A 21,743-nucleotide genomic window follows, 5' to 3' on the forward strand; every position below is an offset into this window, starting at 1 on the left:
ACCCTCAGCCGTAGAACTGCGTGCCCGTGCGGTAGTTTCTGTAGTTCTCCATGTCGTGAGAGAACATCAGCTCGGCATCCTTCTCTTCGGCCAGCCTCTTGACGCGGCGCATGGATTCAACGCCTGCGACGGGATCGATATGGAAGGACGCCTGGCACAGGGTCTCCAGGCTTTTCTGCGTATAGGCGGCGTCGATCGTGAAGAGGATCGGCCGGCGCGTCTGGAATTCCACCAGCAGGCTGTAGTGTCCAATCGAGTGGCCGGGCGTGAAGATCAGGTTTACACCCTTGGCGAGCTCTACATCGCCCTCGATGCCCTCGAAGGTCGAGTTCTGACGCGTCGTGCCGGGGAGAAGCTGGTCGGTCGCGCCACGTGCCTCAGCCGCCTCGGCCGAGAAGCTGAGATCGGAATAGCCGAGATGCTCGAAGGGCTGAGGGTTACAGGCCTGCGGCACTTCCAGCTTGTGGCAGATCTTCTTGGCATGCGGGAGGTACTTGTTGCCCCCGCAATGGTCGAAGTGGAAATGCGAGTTGAAGACCACGTCCACATCCTTAGGCTCGAGCCCGATGAGGCCGAGCGCGCCGGGGATCGTCTGCTCCTTCGTCTGCATCGGCTTCTCGAAGGGCAACACCTTCATGACGTGGTCGTAGTCGAAGCCGGTATCGAACAGGAATCGGCCCTCTGCATGCTCCACCAGGATCGAATAGACCGGGAATCGCACGTCACCAGCCGGACCGCGATTCCAGAAGACGTGAAACCCATCGATCACGAGCGAGCCGCCGTCGAGCAGGTAGACCTTGGTATCCGTCATTGTTGACTCCTTGGTTGATCGTCAGCGCGCACCGCGCTCGTAGGGAATGCCGAGAGCTGCCGGCAGGCTGGCGCGGCGTCCGAACAGGACGAGCATCGCCATCACGGCCAGGAACGGAAGCATCTGAATGACGTCGGTCGGGATGTTGACGCCTGCCACCTGCGCCGCAGTCGTCATCGAGAGGCAGCCACCGAATACCAATGCGCCAACCAGCACCCAGACCGGCTGGCCCCGGGCCAGCATCGCCAGCACGATGCCGAGGAACCCAGCGCCGTTGGTGATGAAGGGGATGAAGAGTCCTGCGCCGACATTGGCGAGATACGCGCCCCCTAGACCCGCCATGCCGCCAGTGAACAACACAGCCGCCGTGCGGGTGCGGATGACATCGATGCCGGCGACGTCGAGCGCCGCTGGCTTGTCCCCCGCGGCCTGCAAATTGATGCCGAACTGCGTGCGCCGATAGACCCAGATCATCACGACGACCATCGCGACCGCGAGGTAGACGATCAGGTGATGCCGGAACAGTGCCGACCCGAGCACTGGGATGTCTGCCAGAAGTGGGATCGGCGTTACCTCGGCTGCCGGGAGACGCGGATAGCTGCGCGAGAACTGGAAGTGGTGCAGAAGCGCGGTCAGACCCTCCAGCCCGAGGGTCAGCGCGATACCGATCACGATTTGGTTGAGCCCGATCCGGACACACAGCAGCGCCATCAGCGCGGCCACGGCGACGCCGCCCGCCGCGCCCGTCAGGAAACCGAGCCAAAAAGACCCCGAGTAGTAGGCGCTCACGAAGCCGAGATAGGCTCCAGTGATCATCATTCCTTCGATGCCAATGTTGAGCACGCCGGCTTTTTCCGACATCTGCTCGCCGAGCCCAGCCAGAAGCAGCGGGATCGCCGCGGTCACTGCGCCGAAGAGCAGTGCCGCCAGGAAGGTGTCGCTGGCGAATCCACCCATCGCTTAAGTCCTCCGCACCTGATTGAACCGGTGGTCCAGATATTCGGCGATCGCCAGCGTGATCAGAACGATCGAGACGAGAACCAAGGTGAAATGCTGTGGAACACCGAGCCGTCGCGCCGCGCTCTCGCCGCCAATCGAAAGAACCGACAGGAGGAAGACGAAACCTATGGCGGCGAAGCCGTTCATGCGTGCCAAGAAAACGACCGGGATGACGGCCAAGCCGTAGGCTGGGTTCCAGTCAGCCCGCACATTGCCGTGAATACCGATGATGTCGATCGCGCCGCCCATGCCGATCAACCCCGCCGAGATAGCGAAGACAACGACGGTCAGGAGCGGCACGTTGAGACCGGCATGAACCGCCGCACGCGGGTTGGCCCCGACAGTCCTCAGCTTCAGACCGAAGGCTGTCCGCGTCATGACCAAGTGGACGATGACGATAGCGGCCAGCCCGAAGACAAGGCCGCTGGTGATGGTCGTTTCGAAGAGGCGCGGCAGGCGGTCGCCCACCGGGAGCGTACGCGTTTGCGGCACAGTCGTCCCTGGATCGAGGAAGACGAGCTTCACCAGCACGTTGGCCAGCGAGACGCCGAGAAAGGACATCATCAGCGTTGTTATGATCTCATTGACCCCTTGGTAGGCGCGCAGCAGCGCCGGGACGAGCGACCAGATTACGACGACCACCGTTGCGATCAAAAAGGCCACGAGCAACGCGAGCCAGCCCGGCAGCGACTGGACCAGTAGCGGCGCAGTGGCCGCCGCCGCGACGGCGCCCAGCAGGAACTGGCCGTCGCCGCCGAGATTCCACATGCCGGCACGGAAGGCGACGATGAGACCGGCCGCTATGAAGAGCAGCGGCGCCATTCGCGTCAGCGTCTGCTGGAGGCCGAGCGGCGACAGGAGTCCGCGCTCTACGACGAAACCGTAATATGCGAGCGGATCAACCCCGACCGCGAGCAATACGCATCCGGCAAGCGCGAGCGAGATGAGGATGGGTCCCAGTGTGATGAGGAGTCGCCGACCCAAGTCGCGACGACTGGCCTGGCCCGCCGAGGCGTCGAGCGGCGCGGCGCGAACGTGGACTGCTTCCCCGCTCATGCCGCAATTCCGATCATGAGGCGGCCCACCCGCTCGCCAGCACCATCGCCGTTCGGAACGGTGCCCACGAGACTCCCCTGCGAGATCACGGCAATACGGTGACACATGCTGAGCAGTTCCTCCAGGTCTGTTGAGATGAGGAGTACCGCAAGGCCCTGCCCGGCGATGTCTCGGATGCGCTGGCGCGTCGCCAGTGTATTGGCGAGGTCGAGCCCGTAGGTTGGCTTGTTGAAGATCACCGCGCGAGCGCCATCCGCGAGTTCGCGGGCAATCAGCACCTTCTGGATGTTGCCACCCGAAAGGCGGCCGACCGGCGTCGAAACGCCCGGCGTGCGGACATCGTAGATCCGCGTCAGTTCTCGCGCGCGCGCCTCGATCTCGCGACTCCGTTCGACACCGGAGCGCCAGAGCGGCGGCTCGCCGATCTCCTTGAGGAAGTAGTTGATCGAGACCGGGAAGGTGCCCACAGTCCCTTCGCCGAGCCGGTCATCGGTGAGGTAGCGCAGCCCCTGCCGGCGGCGCCCGCCAACGTCAAGCCCGTTGATCTCCTGACCGGCCAGCACCACACTGCCGCTGACGGCCTGCCGCTGTCCGGCGAGTGCTTCGGCGAGCTGCTTCTGGCCGTTTCCGTCGATGCCGGCGATACCGAGAATTTCACCATGCCCAATCGCAAACGAGATCGCGTCGAGCCCAGGCGCATCTGGTGTAGCCGCCACGCTGAGGTTGCGCACCTCCAGCAACGCATCGTCATTGGCAGCCCGCGGCGGAATGGAGACCGCGTCGTCACCCGCTTGCCGGCCGAACATCATGGCCACGATCTCGTCCACCAGTGCGGCGCGTTCGAGCGAGCGGAGGCGCTCCGGCGGGATCTCGCCAACATTGCGACCGAGCTTGAGTACTGAGATACGGTCGCCAAAATCGGCGGCCTCGCCCAGTTTGTGCGTTATGAATACGACCGCGAGCCCGCGCTCGACCAGTCGCCGCATCAGCGCGCCGAGTTCGGCGATGCCCTTCGGCGTCAGCATCGAAGTCGCTTCGTCGAGGATCAGGAGCCGGCTGTCGCGCAGCAGCGCACGGACGATCTCCACCTGCTGCTGCTCGCCGAGCGACAATTCAGACACCCGCGCACCGAGATTGATCTCGATCCCGAGAGGCCGCGCGATTTCGGCAACACGGGCTGCAAGCTCGGCGGTCCTGGGACGCTTCCACCAGCGACCGCCGAGCGCGAGGTTCTCCGCGACGGTCAGCGTCGGCACGAGCATGTTGTGTTGGAAGACGGTTCCGATGCCCAGCGACAGGGCATGGCTAGGTGAGCGGATCGGCACTTCCGCTCCGTCAATGAGGATGCGGCCGCCGTCGGGCTGCTGCAGCCCCGATAGCATGGCGATCAGCGTCGACTTTCCTGCGCCGTTCTCGCCCAGCAGGACGTGCACCTCACCTGCGCAGATGTCCAAATCAACCCTGTCGTTGGCGACAATGCCGGGAAAGCGTTTCGTAACGCCTTCGAGTGTCACGATAGGCAGTCCCGCCCGCGGGTGCTCCATCATGGGATCCTCCATACCGTTCCACCTCGCATTGAGTCGCGGAGGGGATCGCGTGATTCCCTCCGCCAAGCAGCCTTTCCCTATTTGGCCGCCGCCGCCGAAACGTTGGTCATCAGGGCCCGCACAGCGGTCGCCTCGAAGACCGGCTGGAGCTTGATCTCGCCGGAGATCATCTGCTCGCGAATCTTCTGGGCCTCGCCCCAGACGTTGTCCGGGATCTGGTCGGTCTTGAGCAGCTTCACCGAGTTGTCGGCGAGGCTAATCGCGTAACGCTTTGTGCCGAAGGTGCCGTCCTTCAGATCCTTAATCATGGCCGAGTAGACCGGAGTGATGTCCCAGACGACGGAACTGAGCAGGTGGCCCTTGCCGACGGAGGTTTTATCGCCAATCACGTCGATGAAAAGCACCTTGCCCCCATCTGCGGCCTTGGAAGTCTCGACCGCCTGAAGCATGCCGAAGCTCGAGCCGTTGCCTTGGCCGAAAATGATGTCGGCGCCGGCCCCGATCACGCTTTCAGTCACCCGCCGGCCCCCGGCAGCATCGCTATAGGCGGCGGGACCGATCACCGCATAAGTGATCTTCACGTCCGGGTTCTCGGCCTTAACACCCTGAGCGAAGCCGGCCGACTGCGAGTTCCATGACGGCGGTTCGCCCGACACGACGATGCCGACATGCTTGGACCGGCTCATCTTGGCAGCCACGCGGCCGGCGAGATAGGCGCCTTCATGACCGCTCAGCGTGTAGTCGGCAACGAGGCCGGCCTTCAGCGCCTTCGGAGAATCGACAATCGCCACCGGCACTTGCGTCTCTTCGGCGATCTCAGGCGCGGAGGTCGCGTAGCCGCTCGCATGGGCGATGATCAAGCTCGCGCCATCGGCCGCGATTTCGCGCAGCGTAGGGCGAACGTCGCCGTAGCCGAGGCCGGAGGCGACGGTGACCTCGATGCCAGCCGCTTTGGCCGCTGCCTTGGCGGCATCAATGCCCTGCTGGTTCCAGCCGAAGTCGGTGCCTTCCTGGGGCGTTAGGATAGCGATCGACTTCACTTCAGCCGCAATTGCGGATCCGGCCATAAACGTCGCCGCTAGAGCAGCAAGCATGCTGCGCTTGATTAGAACTGTCATTTTCTTCTCCCGTTGCTAGATTATTCCCTATGCGCTCACATGTTTGTCTTATTCGGCGTGAGCTGGCCTGGAGTCATCCTTCTATGCGCTCATCTCTCCTTTTCATTACCGCCGCACTCCTGGGACTGACCGCCTCGGCGGCTGCCGGCAGGACAGTCGATCTTGATAACTTGGTTGCCGTTCCGGTCGAGATCCGCAATTCGGGCGTTGCGCCCATCCTGTGTCAGGCAGAGATCGCGCATTGGTTCTCTACGGATCTTGCCAGGATCGCACCCGGTGAGAAGGCCAGCCTCGAGCTTCGCTTCGATACGCTGAACGGAGTCTGGACCGTGATGAATGCGCGCGGCGAGGCTCTCCCGGTCGAACGCGCCTGGTGCGGCCTTGAGGGGCACACTTACGAGACGCGCTGGAATCTCAGCCTTGGTCGAAACCAGCCGCAGGCTCAGCAGCTCGACTGCCGTGCCGAAGGTACAGGTCTGGGCTGCCGTTGAGCCGAGGCGGGGGGACGCGCTCATCGCTTGACCTTTGCATCGACGAGCGCGCGGAGCCGATCGTACTCGGCCTTGACGGCCGGCTGCGCGGCCAACAGGTCGGCCGCTAGCTTTGAGAAGTCTGCCTCCATCTTGGCTTGGTCCTCGGGCGACAGCTCGTTGACCTTGCCGCCATTGTCGGTCCAGACCTTGTAGGTCTTCTCGACGTTCTCGACGCCCCACGGGAAAACCTTTTCCTCGGCGGCACGGCCTGCCTCCAGAATGGCAGCCTTGACCTCATCGGTCTGAGCCTGGAACCAATCCTCGTTCACCACGGTCACAGAGACGATTTCGGCAAAACGCAGATCCAGGATGTTCTTGCCGACGTCGTAGTACTTGAACGCGGTCAGAATGGGCATGCCCACCAGCATGCCGTCGAGGCCACCGGATTGGAGCTGCGGAATGACCTCGGTCAGCGCCAGCGGCACCGGCGTTGCACCGACCAATTCCATTGGCTTGATTTGAAGCGGCGAGGCGAAGGTGCGGATCTTGAGCTTCCTCAAGCCGGCAAGCGTCGTCACATCTTTCATGGTGAAGACGACGGTGGGGCTGTTGTAGATCGCCCCGATCACGCGCAGGCCCTTGTCGAGGAACATTTCCTCCAGATGCTTGCGGTATGCCGGATCATGGATCGCGGCGCGTACGTCATCCGGCGTCTTGAAGAGTCCAGGAACGTCGAAGGCCTGGAAGCGCGGGTCGACATTGGTCATAAAGGATGTCGGCGTCGTGAAAGCCTCGATGGTGCCGAGGAGCACGCCCTCGGCCAGACGCGGGATCGCGCCGAGCTGGCTGGCCGGGTAGATCTCGGTCTTCACAGCGCCGCCTACCCGCCCCTCGAGCTCCTTCGCAAAGACCTTCTGCCATTCGTGCTGAACGTCGTTGATCGTAGCCGACGCGAGCTTCATCGTCGTTTGCGCCTGCACGGCGGTGAGCGGAGTCAGCGCGATCGCGGTAGTCAACGCGGCAGCTTTAAGAAGTCTGAAAAGCATGGAGTTCCCTTTTCTAGATTTGCGGACCGAGTGTTAGCGACAACGCCGGGATATATGTGATGATGATCAACGCCAGCACGAGCACGATTACGAAGGGCGCGACGCCGCGGTAGAGAGTGTGTGCCGGAAGGCCCGTGACGGACTGCGCCACGAAGATGTTCAGGCCGAACGGAGGCGTGAACATGCCGATGGCCAGGTTGATTGTCATGACGATGCCGAAGTGGATCGGATCGATCCCAAGCGAGATCGCGATCGGCACCAGCAGCGGCGCGAAGACGAGAATAGCGGACGTTGGATCGAGGAAGCAGCCGATCACCAGAAGCATCGCATTGACGGCGAGCAGGAAGGTGGGCGCGTCGAGCTGGAGCGCGTTGATCCACGCGATGATCGCCTGCGGTACGCCTTGGGTGGTCAGCATCCAGGTGATGACGCTGGCTGTCGCTACGATGATCATGACCTGGCCGGAAAGCATCGCCGCGCTACCCGCCGTACGGATGACGTCGCGCACCGTCATCGTCCGGTAGACGAACAGCGCCACGAGGATGGCATAAAGGCAGGCGAACCCGCCCGCCTCGGTCGGGGAGAACAGACCGTAGTAGATTCCGCCGAGCACGAAGACCGGCATCAAGAGCGCCCAGAAGGCCTCTTTTGTCGCTTGCCAGGCAATCCTCGGCTCGAAGCGACTCTCGCTCGGAATCCCCTGTCGTACAGCCACGATGATGATGAAACCTGCCATCATTGCGGCCATCAACAGCCCTGGAAGCACACCGGCCATGAAGAGCCTGGGAATGGATTGCTCCGCCGCCAAACCGTAGAGGATCATCGCGATGCTGGGCGGGATGACGATATCGATCGCCCCACTGGAAGCGAGCAGTCCGCCGGCTCTCTCTTTGCCGTAGCCAGAGTCAACCAACTTCGGATAAAGCGTCTTTCCGAGTGCGGCGACCGCGGCTACGCTCGACCCACTGATGGCGCCGATCGCCGTCGAGGCGCCGACGGTCGCGACCCCCAGGCTGCCCGGCACGCGGCCGACCATGGCCATCGCCCAGTTGATCAATCGGTGGGCAATGCCGCCGGTGCTCATCAGCTCGCCGGCAAACACGAAGAAGGGGATCGCCAGCAGCGCATAGTTGTCCAGCCCGCCGAAGAGGACCTGCTGCAAGGCCATGGGTGGAAGAGGCATGACGAACATCATCGTCACCGCAACCGCCGTCATGAACACGAGAAAAACTGGCGTTCCCACGGCGAGCAGCACCAGCGGTAGTATGGCGAGCGACACTATCATGTCTCCACCTCGACTTGTGGATCATTGCGGATCAGCGCCAGACAATCACGGACAAGCATGATGGCTCCTGTGACGCTCAGCCCGGCGAAGCCGATCAGCAATGCCGCGTGTGGAACGGTCATCGGCAAACCAAGCCCCATGCTCGTGACGCCGAGCCTCGAGATTCGTCCGATGAAGAGCCATGATGCGTAAGCGGCGTAACCACAGGCCAGGACCGCAGCGGCATCGTGAATGATATGAAGTAGGTGGCGAGCGCGCCCCCTCGTGTACGAAGGCAACAGGTTGACGTTGATGTGAGAACGCAGGATCAGGGAAAGGATCGCGGCAATCATGACCAGCCAAATCACCACGTAGACCATCAGCTCGTCAGCCCCGACAGGCGAGATACCGAACAGATAGCGGCTGATCGCGTTGATCACGTTGACGATGACGACGAACAGCAAGGTCAAGCCGAGCAGAGTATGCAGCCAGCTCATCGCCGACCCAGCCAAACGCGACAATGTTGGCTGCTGCGCAGTCTGCTTTATCAGCTGGCTTTCCATCGCTGCCATGATTTCAATCACTCCCCTCGAGAATGCGTCGGATAGCGACGAGCTTGCGCGCACGTTCGCGCTGGAGTTCGGCGATGCGCTCGGGGGTGTAGGAGTAGATCCCCCCGCCCGATTTGATCCCAAGCGCGCCTTGCGCGATCTTGCGGCCGATCATCGGCGCAACGTCCTTTCGATCGGAGAGGTCCGAGTTCAGGAATGACGAAACTGAGTTGTAGATATCGAGCCCAGCCATATCCAGCAGGGCCATCGGTCCGACGACTGCCAGCTTGTAACCAATTCCCCAGGACACGCAGGTGTCAACGTCTTCAGGCTCGATCACGCCGCGCTCTACGAGGTCAACCACCTCACGCAACAGCGCGTAGAGCACCCGGTTCTCGACAAAGCCAGGCACATCCTTCTTCACCACCACGGGGAGGAGTCCGAGCGAGCGAATGAGCTCACGGATGGTTTGGACGGTTTCTGGAGCGGTCTTTTCGCCCCCGATGACTTCGATCATCGGAATGATGTGCGGCGGGTTCGACCAGTGCATTCCGACCATACGCCTGGGATTTGAGATATGCGCCTGCAACTGAGTAATAGGGATACCGGAGGTATCGGAGGCGACGATCGTATCCGAGGCGATCAGCCGGTCGATCTTTCGATAGACGTCTGCCTTGACGGCTACATTTTCTGGAACGTTCTCGATCACGAGATCAGCGCCGGCGACGGCATCCGCGATGTCGTCTGTCAGTCGCACTGATCCGGCACCTGTTTCCGGTGCGACGATGCCCAACGAGTCCAGCACACCGTCCGCGCCTGCCAGCATCGTCTTCGCTCGCTCAAGCGCGACTGGGGCAAGGTCATAGGCAGCCACCTTAATGCCGCCTCTCGCAAGGCGGGCGGCCATGCCCGGACCCATCGTCCCCAAGCCGATGATTGCGATGTTTTTGATCATTGCACCCTTATGCATGTTGTACCGCCATCAGGTCGGCTCCCCTTCTCTGGCATTGGCGAGAGTCAATCCGGCTCGCGCCGGCAAACCGTTCTTCTCAGGAGACGGCGAACGCAGAAGCAGCACGACGAGGCCCACCGCCGCGGCAAGGTTGGCGAAACCGATGGCGGGAGACAAGGTCGGTGGCAGCATGAGGCATATGCCGATCAGCAGGTATACGGCGCGCATGGCCGGCGACAGATGACTGCGTGCATAACCGACGGCCCCCATGGAGACCGCGACGATACCGCCGAATGCGGTGATTGCCGCAAGCGTCGCGCCCACCCAGGTTCCGCCTAGCAGCAGCTCAGGGGACAACGCAAACAGGAACGGCACCAGATAAGCCACCCAGGCCAGTTGCAGGCCGATGATGCTGGTGCGCCACATGCTTGCCCCACCAATCTTGGCAGCGGTGATCGAGGCAAGGGCCACGGGCGGCGTCAGCATCGACATCATCCCGAAATACAGGATGAAAAGGTGAGCCTGCATAGGCGCCAGACCTGCGTCAACGAGAGCCGGCGCCAAAATCGTCGCCAGCACGACATAAACGGCGACGGTCGGCATTCCCATGCCGAAGACGATCGCGATCAGCGCGACGAGCACAAGCAGCAGGAGCGTGTTTCCGCCGCTTAGCGCAATCGCCTGCGCAGCAATCGAGAAGCCCAGTCCGGTCAGGCTGACAAGTCCGATTATGAGGCCTGCCGTTGCGGTGATGAGCATGAGAGGCGCTGCGGCGACCCCTGTATCCACAAGGGCGCTAAGGATCGACCCGGGCGTCAGCCGCTTTCCATTGTACGGACGGATGATGCCGGTGATCAGCAGGGTCACGATGGCCGCAAGCGCTGCAAGTTGCGGCCGTGTCTGAAGGGTGAAAAGCAGGTAGAACAGGGCTGCGAACGGCAGCAGAAAGTGGCCGCCCTCGCGAAGCGCTTGCGTGAACGAGGTCCGTTCTCCCTCATCGAGTGGGCGCGCCCCCGCTCGTGCTGCTATGCGGTCGACTTGGATGAAAATCGCACCGTAATAAAGCACGGCCGGCAATGCGGCCGCGATTGCCACTTGCGTATATGGCACCCGCAGATAATCGGCCATGACGAAGGCGGCCGCGCCCATGACCGGGGGAAGCAGTTGGCCGCCGGTGGAAGCGGCAGCTTCGACCGCCGCCGCCGTTTCCGGCTTCAAGCCTGTGCGCTTCATCAGCGGGATCGTCACCACGCCGGTGGCGACGACGTTCGAAACGGCATTGCCTGAGATCGTGCCGAACAGCGCCGAAGCACCGATCGCCGCCTTGGCGCTACCGCCCCGATAACGCCCGAACATAGCGAGACAGACACGTGTGAGATAGTCGCTTCCGCCCGAATGCCGAAGCAATTCCCCGAACAACACGAAGGGGATGACGATCTCGACGGCTACACGGACCGGCAGGCCCAGCAGGCCGTTTGGATCGACGATCATGTAGATCGCCCAGCGGTCCACCGGGGTGCTCGGAATGCCGACGGAGGTTCCAAATATTGCGAGAAGCGAGAATGCGGCGACGATGCCAACGATGGGGAAGCCGATCGAGCGCCAGACCAGCAGCAGCAGCCCGGCCAGCAACGTGAAGCAGGTCACCGTAAGCCAGAGCGGGCGCATGGTCGCTACGATGGTGAGTTGCGGGTAGCGCCACGCAATCATGAGCATGAGGGCCAACAGCACGATACCGATGCCGAATCCGGCGACGCGGTAAGCGCCGCCAGCGTTGAAGCCGAGCGACATCGACATGATGGCGAGCGCCAGCCCCACGGCGACAGCGAGCGGCTGTTCGTTGAACAGCTGCACGTCGGCCATGATATGCAGATCGAGGATCCAGGCTAGTGCAATGACCGCCAGCATGAACCCCAGTATCTTCGATGTCTGGTCGACAGGCAGACCTTCGCCATCTGCAATCGGCGCAGGAATGAGTTTCTCTTGCTCAGACATGGCCTAACCTCCGCCGGCCGAACCGGGCCTATCGACCGAACACGGCCTTGGCCGCATCGTGAATGGGCAGGCTGGGATAGACCCTGGCTACGGATTGCGCCGACATCGCGCTCAGGATGTTGTTGGTGGCGGCAATCGCCGCCGTCTTGTCTTTGATCAGCGTTGCAATCTTGGACACCGCAGCGGGGTCGAGATCCGCCCTTGCGACAAGAACATAATCATAAGCCATCGTCTTGAAGGGGCCCGATGCGCCGACAACGCCTGCATCTTCCGCGACGTCGAAGATGTAGGATTCCGGTGCGATGGCTTGCATGCGCTTGACGGCTTCCGGCGAATCATCGAACGGCAACCATTTGATGCCACCGACTGCCGAATCCGCTTCGACCACTGCGCCGCCACGCAAGGCAAACAGCGTGGCGTCGACATTTCCGCTGACGAGCGCCGCAACACCGTTGGCAACGCTTGAAGCGGGCACCGTTCTCACGTCCGAAGCAGTCAAGCCTCCATTTGCCAGCGCCCCCTCGAAGTAGGGCTGAATGCTTGCCTGCGCAGGGACGCCCCATGCAATCCTTTTGCCCTTCAGGTCGGCGATCGTCGAGATTCCGGAATCCTTGCGGACCATAAGGCCGACGGGGCTTGGCAGGAGCGGAGCCACGACGCGAAGGTTCTGCTGCGGCATCCCTTTGAACGGGCCGGTTCCGCGAATCGCATCGCCAACGTCCGGCGTGACGACGGCCGCAATGTCAAGTTCGCCGGCGTTGAGGAGCGGCAGAAAGGCCGTTGGTCCGCCGAAAGCCTGGACGGTCACGGCGAGATCAGTCTGCGTGTCGATGACCTGCGCGAGGGCGGCATTGACCCCGTAGTTTTGCGAGCCCTGCTGGCCAGCGCCAAACCGGAGGCTTTGCGCCGATGCTCCGGTGCCCACGCAGGTCATTGCGATCAGGATCCCAGCTGCGATCTTTCTGATACTCATCGGCGTTCTCCGTTCTTGGCTGCCCCGAAACCGGCTGTTTTCGTTTCTTCGTCAGGAAGTTAGAGCGCTACGTCGCTGTCGCGCATCCGCTTTGATCAGATCGGCAGCTTTCTCAGCAATCATGATCACCGCAGCATTAATGTTTCCGCACACCAGGTCCGGCATGACTGACGCATCAACCACTCTCAGGCCGGCAACGCCACGAACACGCAGTTCCGGGTCCACCACCGAGGCCTCGTCGCTCCCCATCCGACAGGTACCGGCCGGGTGGTGCACGGTGATGGAGGTCTGTCGAATGTGCTCGTCGATTTCCTCGTCGCTCTGGCACTTCGTGCCCGGAAAGAACTCTGCGTCGATAAAGGGCTGCATGGCGGGTTGCGCCGCGAGGTTCCTCGCGATCCGGAAGCCGGCCCGCAGCGATTCCCAATCCTTCGGTGAAGCCAGAAAATTCTGCTGGATCAGTGGCGCCGCGGAAGGATCGGCCGATGCCAGTTTCACCATACCCCGGCTTTCAGGCTGTGTCGCTACGACCCGCGTCGCGAAGCCATCCGTAAACGGTGCCTTGAATGGTTTGAAATAGGGCCATGCGGCAAGCGGAGCCGCCGTGAAGAGCAGTTGCACATCGGGCAGCGGGCGATCCGGATTGCTTTTCAGGAAAGCGACAACTCCGCCGGGCACATCCCCCGAGAAACCTCTCCCCGTCAGATAGGTTTTGACGAAATCGAAGCCGATCCGGTCCGCACGCATGTTCCGTAGGAACGGGCCCGGATTGCGGCGACGGTACATAAGAATCACTGATACGTGATCCTGCAAGTTCTTACCCACGGCAGGTAGACTGATTTGCGTTTGAATACCATGCGCCGCGAGCTCCTCCGGCGCTCCTATGCCGGACAGCATCAGGAGTTGCGGCGTGTTGATCACACCGCTGGCCAGCAAAACCTCCTTGCGGGCGGCGACCGTGCGCTGGCTGCCCCGATGGTTCATCGTCACCCCGGTGGCGCGAGTGCCGTCCAATACGATGACCGACGCGGTCGCTCCGGTCAGGACGGTCAGGTTGGAACGCTTCAGCGCCGGTCGCAGATAAGCAGACGCAGTCGAGCAGCGCCGGCCTTTCGAGATCGTCATCTGGAGGCGGCCGAAACCTTCCTGCCGCTCGCCGTTGTAGTCATCCGTCTGCGTGTAACCTGCCTGCGCACTGGCTTGCGCGAAGGCTTCGATCAGCGGGTCCTTGTAGCGGCAGAACTGGGTATTGAGCGGGCCGTTACCGCCACGAAAGTAATTCTCCCCCCCTTCCCAGGTTTCCTGCTTCCGGAAGTAAGGCAGAACCTTTTCATAGGACCAGTCGGGGAGCCCCCCGGCTGCCCAACGATCGTAGTCCCCGCGATTTCCTCGCACATAGGCCATGGCGTTGGTCGACGATGATCCACCGATCACCTTCCCGCGCGCGCACTCGACGCGGCGTCCGCCTACATTCTCTTCGGGCTCGCAGAAATACATCCAGTCGTGGCGGCGCTCTGTAAGGATCTTACCCCACCCGAGCGGTATATGGATCATGGGATCGCGGTCCCAGCCGCCGGCCTCGAGCAAAAGCACCGAACAGGTCGGATCAGCGCTCAGTCGGTTGGCGAGTACGCAACCGGCCGATCCGGCCCCAACGATGATGTAGTCGTAGCTTTCCGCGTGCGGCATGATGCGTTTCGTTGCTTTCGACCGACGCGTCAGCGCCGGAGGACGGTTGGGACGCGAGCCAGAAAATCTTGGTAAGGACCGGGACTTTCCCGGTCCTCATTGCCAGATGGGTCTTAGGCGAGGCCGGCTTGTCTGAGGCGCTCCGACCAGTGTTCCCATCCACGATCGATCTGGGCGCCGACGAGGCTTCCTGCCGTCTTGATCTCGCCCGGAGACAAGTACTTGATCTTGCCGATCTGTATGCCGGCCGTCTGCGCGGCAGCATTCTGTTCCGTGTAGATAGCACGAAATACCACTTGGCGCACGGAGCTGCCCACATTCACGACGCCGTGGCGCGCCATGAGAACGACGGCTTTATCCCCTAGACATTCGGCGATATCCCGACAAACGCTTGGACTGTTTCCGAACAGATCCGTATCGTCACCATGCTTGTCGCGGATTTCATAGACCGGAACCGCATCCCCAAGGAAAGCGCCCATGTGAGTGACCGGCCGAAGCGGTTGATCGACGAAGCAATACGGCACGACAGCGGGAGAATGACTGTGAAGCACGCAATGGACGTCCGGCCGTGCCTTGTAGATCTCGCTGTGGATATAGCGCTCCAAATAGGCCGGTCGATTGTCGGTTGTCTCGCCGTCCAAGTTGAAGCGCAGTATGTCGTCGGCGGTTATCAGGCTGGGGGCCAGCTTTTGTGCCAAGAAGAAGCTTTCGGGATCCTCGGGGTCACGGGCACTGATGTGTCCGTACGTATCCAAAATGCCCTCGTTCAACAGGATCTTTGTGGCTGTCACCAGCTCTTCGAAAACCTTGGGGTGAGCAGATTTGTTGTCTTTCACGTTTGTAGTCTCCCGTTACACGCCGATCACGCTCATGATTGTTCTTGTCATTGATCGTTGATGCCGCCGATTTCACTTGTTTTCGTAGATGCCGACGATCCGATTTTGCTCAATGATGTTCCCGGCATACTTCTGGAGGAATTCCTCCCGAGTGGGTGTCCCCTCGACCTTCGTGTCTAGGGCATAGACCCAGAAGTAGTAGTGATGCTCTCCATGGCCGGCTGGCGGCTGAGGCCCGTAGTACTGCCTGTCGCCGGCACCGTTGGGTCCTACTCGAAATTTTTCTTGCGCATCCGAAAGATCAGTGGTCGATGGATCGATGCCGTAGACGACCCAATGTGTGAAGCCGTTGGGCAAGGGCGCATCGGGATCGTGGCAGATGACCGCAAGCTCCTTCGCACTCGCCGGAACGCCGCTGATCGTAAGCCTGGGCAGTACATTGCCCTTGTCACCGGCATGCTCATCGCGCAATCTCCCGAGCGGTTGGAAATCTGCGGACGTAATCTTGAGGTCCTTGATGTTCAGCGGCATGGAATTCCTTCTCCCATCAATTTAGATCGAACTAGACACTGGCTTTGAGGTCAGCGACGGATTTACCCCCGACGCGCTGATGCACGCGCGGGCCCGATGCGACAGCGACACAGATCAGGAGCTCATCCGGTCGTGGGCCATCCGGCACGCAGAACGTGACGGCGTCATAATGGGAGCGGATATAGAGCTCGTCCTTGTGGGCGAGCGGGATATCGATAGCTGTGCCGGCAACCGCAACCTTGCTAACCGACGAGATCCAGGCCTTACCGCCGCCCACCTGCTGCCGTAGTGGATCGCCAAACTCCGTGGTGATGCAAGCGACGACATGCTCCTGCTCACCGGCAGTGCCGGCGATACCGCCTTTGCCATAGCTCTCGACCTGCCTGTTGCCGAGCAGGGCGACAGCTCGTTCACCGAGCGCATAACCGATGGCCGGGCTCGGCTCTATCAAATCAGAGAGCTGGGGGACAAATTTTCCGGCAAACGGGTTGCGTATGACGACGCCCACTGCTGCTTTGATCAGAGTGTCACCGGGTCGCCCGCCGTCATGCCGGATTTCATGGACGGTGGAATACCACCCTCTCACCTCGTAGCGCTTTTCAACTTCGGTCGAATAGTCCATTTTGATCTCCCTAGGGGAGCGCAGCTTCTGCGCGCCAATTGGTTTGTTGACCGGCTTATGACCTATTGCGGCCATGAGTAGACGCGGCGCAGCGGGTCGTAGCGAGCAGCTTCCAGGGCCGCCGGCGTGAACATGTTTCCTTTAGAGAGCGATCGGTTCGCGGCGTACTCGCCGGATATAGCCTGGCAGCGATCGGTGATCGGGCGGATCCGCTTTTCCCACTCGACCAAGGCGTCTTCGACAGACAATCCGGTCTCCAAATCTTGCGACAGGCTGAAAGCGTTGACCATCGCGCAACCGGCGCCCTGAGCAAGAGCCGGGCACATTGCATGGGCCGCATCCCCGACAAGCGCGACCTTGCCTCTCGTCCAGCTATCCAGCTTGGTCGTCTCATATTTGTCGTACCTGGCAGTTTTGAGCTTAGCTGCCTCGACCAAGCACGGTTCCAGGAACGGGAACATCTCGACCCAGACTTCGAGATCGATCGGAACGCGTGATCCGCGAGGATCGTCGGCCGGCGCCATCAAGCCAAGATACAGTTCATTCTCATTGCAAGGCGAATAGAGAATCCGCTGAACGCGCGGCCAGAAGTTCCACATGTCGATGGTGTTATCCCACTCGCCGTGACCGAGCTCCTTCTTCATGCGTGGGACAATCAGCCGTATCAGACCGTCCCTCGAGATCCACCGGTCCTGTTTGAAACCGATGGAATCCCTGACCTTGGAGCCGACGCCGTCGGCGCCGACGATCAGGTCTGCCTCGAGCACCTCGCCGTTCTGGAGGGTCAGATGACCTTTCGGATCGGCGGCGACAGCTTCCGAATTGACGCGGATGTCGACCCCCAGCACACGGGCGCGGCTGACCAGAGCATCATGCAGGTGTCTCCGGGTCATGATACGCCACGGCAGGCCGTTGAATGTCTCTTTGGAGACCGACTTGTTGTGCATCCAAGTCTCGTAGGTCGGAGGCGTGTGAGAGCCCTGGAGAACGTCCTCCAGAGCACCCAATCCTTCGAGCACGCGAAGGCCATTGTGCCATAGATAGATGCCGGCGCCGAACGCTCTTAGTTCGCTGCTTTTTTCGTGCAACCTGACTTCCCAGCCGTTCTGCCTGAGAGCGATGGCGGCTGTAAGACCGGCAAAGCCGCCGCCGGCGATTTCCGCTCGGCGCACTTTCATGGGACTACTGTTTACGTTGGCCATTTATCGGGTCCTATTGCGTCAGGCGTCGATGAAGTTCGTGATGGCTTTCAGCGTGATCTCGGGAGAGACCTCGTTGACGTAGTGGTCAGCGCCCGGCACTACGACGACGGGCAGGTCCGGTCGCAGCCGACTTGTCTTCGCCAGCGCCGCTGCCGAAACGAGTTTGCTTGCTTCGCCACGGACGATGAGAACGGGTCTCGTCACCTCCTGATAAGCAGGCACTAGGTCAGATCGCAGGCCTTTTGCGGTTTGAGCCATGGCTTCGGGCGAAGCCAATGGGCGGAGCCCGCCATCGGCTGCCCGATATCCGCTTTCGGCCCTAACCCTGATGGCGCTTGCCGGAATGTTCGGATAACGGCCGGCGAGGTATGCCTCGACGGCCTGAATATCTTCGAAAATCTGGTTTCCGGCATTCACTCGAGCTTCCAACGCGTCGAACACCTCGGTCTCGATGTATGGAGTGAAGTCAATCGCAATGACCGATCGCACCAAGTCCGGGTATTTGGCCGCCGTCGTAACAGAGTTTCTCGCGCCCAGGGAATGCCCGACGAGGATAGCCCGGCCCCGATCAAGGGTGCGGATCAGGCCTGCAATGTCTTCTGCATAATCGTTCGCGTCGTAGCCGCTTTCCGGCTTGTCGCTGAGGCCATGCCCCCGCTGATCAACTGCTACGGTCGTGAATCGATTGGAGAGCTGCGCCATCAACGGCGCAAAGACGGCGGAGTTGGAGGTAATGCCATGGAAGAACAGCATCAATGGGCCGTCGCCCGCCTCTCGCACGTTCAAAGTGATGCGACCCGTATCGACACGACGCGAGCTGAAGTGGTCGGAGGGTATGTATTCCACCATGTCCAAGATCCTCACTACCGCTGCCCGGCATATTCAAGAGGATCACACATTTCGGGGGCACGTCAACAGGATTGTCTGACATTCTTGCGATCTTCAGAATTGACAATATGACTGTTCGCCCTGTTCAATTCTGATATCTTCGCATATGATGCGTTCTATTGTGACCTAGATCCCACGAGATGTTACTGATGCTGCCAGATCTGAATTTGCGGATTTCGCCCCGAACAGTGCAGCAGGAGACGGTCGACAAGTTGCGGCAAGCCATCTTCTCTGGATTGTTCCAGCCGGGAAGCCGCCTCGTCGAAAGTCAGCTTTGCGCGCAGCTGGGCGTCAGCCGCCCTTCGCTGAGAGAGGCATTGCGCAGTCTTCAGGCTGAACGCCTGATTGAGATCGTCCCCAACCGGGGCCCATCGATACCAGCACTTTCGTGGGAAGAGGCAACCGCCATCTACGAGGTTCGAGAGCTGTTGGAAGTCGAGGCAGCGGGACGATGCGCAGCGAGGATCTCGCCGGAACAACTGCGTGAACTCGAGAAATCCCTTTCCGCATTCGAACAGGCGGCAGCCAGCAACGACAGCTTTGCGCGCGTTATGACCGCTGCGGACTTCTATTCGATCATCCTCGCGAATTGCGGGAATCCGATTCTGGAGGAAGTTCATCGCGGCCTCGTGGCTAGGATAAGCTTCTTTCGGGGCCGATCGATGTCGTTGGAGGGTCGAGCGCAAAGCAGCCTGGAGGAGATGAGGGAGATCTTCAAAGCCATCGCCGCGGGCGACGGGAAAGCCGCCCGTAAAGCGGCACGCCGACATGTGCTCAAAGCGAAGGCGGCGGCAAAAACGTCAATGGATCGAGAAGATTGATCTTCCTCGAACGCTCTTGCCGTATCCAAGGGCTGGAATGCCTGAGATGCTTTGCACTGATATCACCGCTGGCCGCATAGTGAGGCCTGCGCAAATGTCATGTTCGCGCCGCTTGTGCCCGTTGTCGAAGTCAGCAGATGTCAGATGGAGCGGTGATGGCAGAGATCGCTTTTGAACAGAAGATAAATGCCAATATCGTGATCGTCGGCGGCGGATCAGCCGGAGCCTTGCTCGCGGCGCGGCTCAGCGACGAGCCGGGCCGTCGCGTTGTATTGATCGAGGCAGGTGAGGAACCAAAGGATCCAGACATCTGGAATCCAGCCGCTTGGCCAGCGCTTCAAGGCCGCAGCTACGATCGGGACTATCGTACCGAACCGCAAGCCGGAACTGCGAGTCGGGTACACCATTGGGCGCGGGGGAGAGTCATCGGCGGATCGAGCTGCCTACACGCCATGGCTTACATGCGAGGCCATCCGTCTGATTTCCAAGCGTGGGCCGACGCAGCCGGAGATGGCCGCTGGAGTTGGGATGAACTCCTGCCTGCCTTCCAGGCGATCGAAGACCACCCGCTCGGCGGCGACGGCATTCACGGCAAGGGCGGACCGTTGCCGGTCCATATGCCGACGGATGAGGTCAGTCCGGTCGCACGCGCCTTCATTGAGGCCGGAGCGTTTTTGGGCCTGCCTCGCCTTCAAGGCCACAATGGCGGAGAGATGATCGGCGTCACCCCGAACTCTCTGAACATTCGCGACGGGCGGCGGGTTACGGCGGCGGATGCTTGGCTCACACCGGCCGTTCGCGGTCGGGAAAACTTGACCATCCTCACCCAAACCCAGGTGCGGCGGCTGACCCTGAATGGCAATCAGGTGCGCAGCCTCGAGGCCGTGAGCCGACAGAATCCGGTCGAAGTCTTTGCGGATCAGGTGGTCCTGTGCGCCGGCGCGCTGGAAAGCCCTGCTTTGCTGATGCGCTCGGGCGTCGGTCCGGAGGATATACTCAATGCCGCAGGCGTTGACTGTTTGATCAACGTGCCGGAAATCGGTGGTAACCTTCAGGACCACCTGCTGGGTGCAGGCAACCTTTACGAAGCCCGCAAGCCTGTCCCTCCGTCGCGCCTCCAGCATTCCGAGTCGATGGCCTATATGCGGGCTGCCGACTTCACCGCGACCGGGCAGCCTGAAATAGTCGTTGGTTGTGGCATTGCGCCGATCGTGTCCGAACGCTTCCGAGCGCCTGCCGCCGGCACCGCCTACTCGCTGCTGTTCGGGATCACCCATCCGACGAGCCGCGGCAGCGTGCGCATAAGCGGCCCTGATCTCGGCGACCCCTTGATCATCGACCCGGCATATTTGCAAACCGATCACGACCGCGAGCTGTTTCGCCACGCTCTGGAAGCGGCTCGGGCGATCGGGCATCGAGAGGAACTCTCCGAATGGCGAGAGCGCGAGCTCCTGCCAAGCAGCCTGACCAGTGCGGCCGAAATCGACAACTTCATAGCACAGTCCGTCATCACACACCATCATCCCTGCGGCACCTGCAGGATGGGGAAGGATGGAGAGGCCGTTGTCGATGCGAATCTGCGCCTCAAAGGGCTCGACAATCTCTTTGTCGTGGATGCTTCGGTCATGCCCAACCTTACGGCAGGACCGATTCATGCCGCGGTTCTGGTAATCGCAGAGACTTTCGCTCGGTCTATGAACAGAGTGAGTTGATATCCGAGCGTCGCTCAGATGTCTGCTGGTGATCACTCCTGGGGAATGCCTCGGCAACTCTTGAGCACGGCTTATCCCTCATGAACAGACGCATGACCAAGCCCATCCGCTTCAAGCGCTACTGGTCTCCCCTCGAACCATCGCCATGCCGTTTCACTCCTTGGGCCTGCAAACGGAAGGCATGTGCGCGCTTCGGGCGACTTGAGGCTTCATGCCGAGTGTTGCAATGTCTTTGCTCGAGAGATAAAGCAAGCCTTCTCATGATTGTCGCCCTGCCAGACCGCCGGGAGCGGCCGACGTATCGAACTCATGCGCGAGCTTGTCCGAGACCTGCACGGCGTTCTTGAAGCGAGCCATGGAGAAGAGGTCGATCGGAGTGTCGGTCTGGCCATCCACAATGGGGGCTGTCACGTTAACCTGAGAAGACAGCAATACGCCCTGTCTCGGTGATCTCACGCCAGAACTCCGGCCGCGGCTTTCCATACCGCCATGGCCTGGAGGCGGTGAAGATGGTTGGTGAGGGCAGACCGGTGCGAGTGGGGCGGCACGAACAGATTTCTGGCAGCCGAAAAGACTGATGTGAACCGCTGCAGGCCTTCCACAGACCGAAAGCCCTGCATCATTCTCTCCCGCTTTCGCAGCGAGAGATGCGAATTT

Annotated in this window: 21 protein-coding genes and 1 pseudogene; 3 read left to right on the plus strand and 19 right to left on the minus strand. The window is 61.1% G+C overall.

Translation table 11 applies throughout. The features are described 5' to 3' along the window. Window positions 1–4: 4 nt before the first annotated feature. The 5 genes from pldA to E4K09_RS16610 all read right to left on the minus strand — a co-directional run bounded on the left by pldA (window position 5) and on the right by E4K09_RS16610 (window position 5,531). Complete coding sequence (pldA, locus tag E4K09_RS16590; RefSeq protein WP_134498909.1) at window positions 5–811, minus strand: 4-pyridoxolactonase; 807 nt, start codon at window positions 809–811, stop codon at window positions 5–7. 21 nt (window positions 812–832) lie between these two features. Then, the gene (locus tag E4K09_RS16595; protein WP_134498911.1) at window positions 833–1,768 is read right to left on the minus strand and encodes a putative B6 ABC transporter permease subunit 1; all 936 of its coding nucleotides are present in this window, start codon (window positions 1,766–1,768) and stop codon (window positions 833–835) included. Window positions 1,769–1,771: 3 nt separating this feature from the next. Beyond that, window positions 1,772–2,866, minus strand: coding sequence for a putative B6 ABC transporter permease subunit 2 (locus tag E4K09_RS16600; RefSeq protein WP_134498913.1), 1,095 nt, complete (start codon window positions 2,864–2,866; stop codon window positions 1,772–1,774). After that, the gene (locus E4K09_RS16605) at window positions 2,863–4,380 is read right to left on the minus strand and encodes a putative B6 ABC transporter ATP-binding protein (protein WP_425293854.1); all 1,518 of its coding nucleotides are present in this window, start codon (window positions 4,378–4,380) and stop codon (window positions 2,863–2,865) included. The genes E4K09_RS16600 and E4K09_RS16605 overlap by 4 nt, the downstream gene beginning before the upstream one ends. 110 nt (window positions 4,381–4,490) lie before the next feature. Next, complete coding sequence (locus tag E4K09_RS16610; protein ID WP_134498917.1) at window positions 4,491–5,531, minus strand: putative B6 ABC transporter substrate-binding protein; 1,041 nt, start codon at window positions 5,529–5,531, stop codon at window positions 4,491–4,493. A gap of 83 nt (window positions 5,532–5,614) precedes the next feature. On the opposite strand from E4K09_RS16610, the gene E4K09_RS16615 reads away from it, so the two are divergent. Then, complete coding sequence (locus E4K09_RS16615; protein ID WP_134498920.1) at window positions 5,615–6,022, plus strand: fimbrial biogenesis chaperone; 408 nt, start codon at window positions 5,615–5,617, stop codon at window positions 6,020–6,022. 20 nt (window positions 6,023–6,042) lie between these two features. On the opposite strand, the gene E4K09_RS16620 is transcribed toward E4K09_RS16615, so the two are convergent. The 12 genes from E4K09_RS16620 to E4K09_RS16675 form a co-directional block, all read right to left on the minus strand. Then, window positions 6,043–7,050, minus strand: coding sequence for a TRAP transporter substrate-binding protein (locus E4K09_RS16620; RefSeq protein WP_134498922.1), 1,008 nt, complete (start codon window positions 7,048–7,050; stop codon window positions 6,043–6,045). 13 nt (window positions 7,051–7,063) lie between these two features. Beyond that, window positions 7,064–8,335, minus strand: coding sequence for a TRAP transporter large permease (locus E4K09_RS16625; protein WP_134498924.1), 1,272 nt, complete (start codon window positions 8,333–8,335; stop codon window positions 7,064–7,066). After that, window positions 8,332–8,886, minus strand: a complete 555-nt coding sequence (locus E4K09_RS16630) for a TRAP transporter small permease (protein WP_134498925.1) — start codon at window positions 8,884–8,886, stop codon at window positions 8,332–8,334. The genes E4K09_RS16625 and E4K09_RS16630 overlap by 4 nt, the downstream gene beginning before the upstream one ends. Window positions 8,887–8,890: 4 nt before the next feature. Then, complete coding sequence (gene fhmpcd1, locus E4K09_RS16635; protein ID WP_134498926.1) at window positions 8,891–9,820, minus strand: 5-formyl-3-hydroxy-2-methylpyridine 4-carboxylate 5-dehydrogenase; 930 nt, start codon at window positions 9,818–9,820, stop codon at window positions 8,891–8,893. A gap of 27 nt (window positions 9,821–9,847) precedes the next feature. Further along, on the minus strand, window positions 9,848–11,812 hold the full coding sequence (locus E4K09_RS16640) for a TRAP transporter permease (protein WP_134498927.1): 1,965 nt from the start codon (window positions 11,810–11,812) through the stop codon (window positions 9,848–9,850). Between the two features lie 28 nt (window positions 11,813–11,840). Continuing rightward, complete coding sequence (locus E4K09_RS16645) at window positions 11,841–12,785, minus strand: TAXI family TRAP transporter solute-binding subunit (RefSeq protein WP_134498928.1); 945 nt, start codon at window positions 12,783–12,785, stop codon at window positions 11,841–11,843. A gap of 51 nt (window positions 12,786–12,836) precedes the next feature. Then, window positions 12,837–14,474: a GMC family oxidoreductase gene (locus E4K09_RS16650; protein WP_134498929.1), complete on the minus strand. Its 1,638-nt coding sequence runs from the start codon at window positions 14,472–14,474 to the stop codon at window positions 12,837–12,839. 113 nt (window positions 14,475–14,587) lie between these two features. Beyond that, a complete protein-coding gene (locus tag E4K09_RS16655) occupies window positions 14,588–15,310 on the minus strand; it encodes a class II aldolase/adducin family protein (RefSeq protein WP_134498930.1) in 723 nt (240 codons plus the stop codon). A gap of 72 nt (window positions 15,311–15,382) precedes the next feature. Beyond that, window positions 15,383–15,841: a YbhB/YbcL family Raf kinase inhibitor-like protein gene (locus E4K09_RS16660; RefSeq protein WP_134498931.1), complete on the minus strand. Its 459-nt coding sequence runs from the start codon at window positions 15,839–15,841 to the stop codon at window positions 15,383–15,385. A 31-nt stretch (window positions 15,842–15,872) separates the two neighbouring features. Next, the gene (locus E4K09_RS16665; RefSeq protein ID WP_134498932.1) at window positions 15,873–16,463 is read right to left on the minus strand and encodes an amino acid synthesis family protein; all 591 of its coding nucleotides are present in this window, start codon (window positions 16,461–16,463) and stop codon (window positions 15,873–15,875) included. A 62-nt stretch (window positions 16,464–16,525) separates the two neighbouring features. Beyond that, window positions 16,526–17,665 carry an FAD-dependent oxidoreductase gene (locus tag E4K09_RS16670; RefSeq protein ID WP_134498933.1) on the minus strand — a complete coding sequence of 380 codons (1,140 nt, stop codon included), beginning with the start codon at window positions 17,663–17,665 and terminating at the stop codon, window positions 16,526–16,528. A gap of 18 nt (window positions 17,666–17,683) precedes the next feature. Continuing rightward, entirely contained in the window at window positions 17,684–18,520 is an 837-nt protein-coding gene (locus E4K09_RS16675) for an alpha/beta fold hydrolase (protein ID WP_134498934.1), read from the minus strand. 182 nt (window positions 18,521–18,702) lie between these two features. On the opposite strand from E4K09_RS16675, the gene E4K09_RS16680 reads away from it, so the two are divergent. Both E4K09_RS16680 and E4K09_RS16685 read left to right on the plus strand, forming a co-directional pair. After that, window positions 18,703–19,374, plus strand: a complete 672-nt coding sequence (locus E4K09_RS16680) for a GntR family transcriptional regulator (RefSeq protein ID WP_134498935.1) — start codon at window positions 18,703–18,705, stop codon at window positions 19,372–19,374. A 155-nt stretch (window positions 19,375–19,529) separates the two neighbouring features. Continuing rightward, window positions 19,530–21,086 carry a GMC family oxidoreductase gene (locus E4K09_RS16685; protein ID WP_134498936.1) on the plus strand — a complete coding sequence of 519 codons (1,557 nt, stop codon included), beginning with the start codon at window positions 19,530–19,532 and terminating at the stop codon, window positions 21,084–21,086. A gap of 258 nt (window positions 21,087–21,344) precedes the next feature. On the opposite strand, the gene E4K09_RS29185 is transcribed toward E4K09_RS16685, so the two are convergent. Next, on the minus strand, window positions 21,345–21,497 hold the full coding sequence (locus E4K09_RS29185; RefSeq protein ID WP_166802366.1) for a hypothetical protein: 153 nt from the start codon (window positions 21,495–21,497) through the stop codon (window positions 21,345–21,347). A 41-nt stretch (window positions 21,498–21,538) separates the two neighbouring features. Then, window positions 21,539–21,743: pseudogene (locus E4K09_RS16690) on the minus strand (IS6 family transposase); the annotation flags it as partial.

The organism is Microvirga pakistanensis, assembly GCF_004458765.1.
Taxonomy (GTDB): domain Bacteria; phylum Pseudomonadota; class Alphaproteobacteria; order Rhizobiales; family Beijerinckiaceae; genus Microvirga; species Microvirga pakistanensis.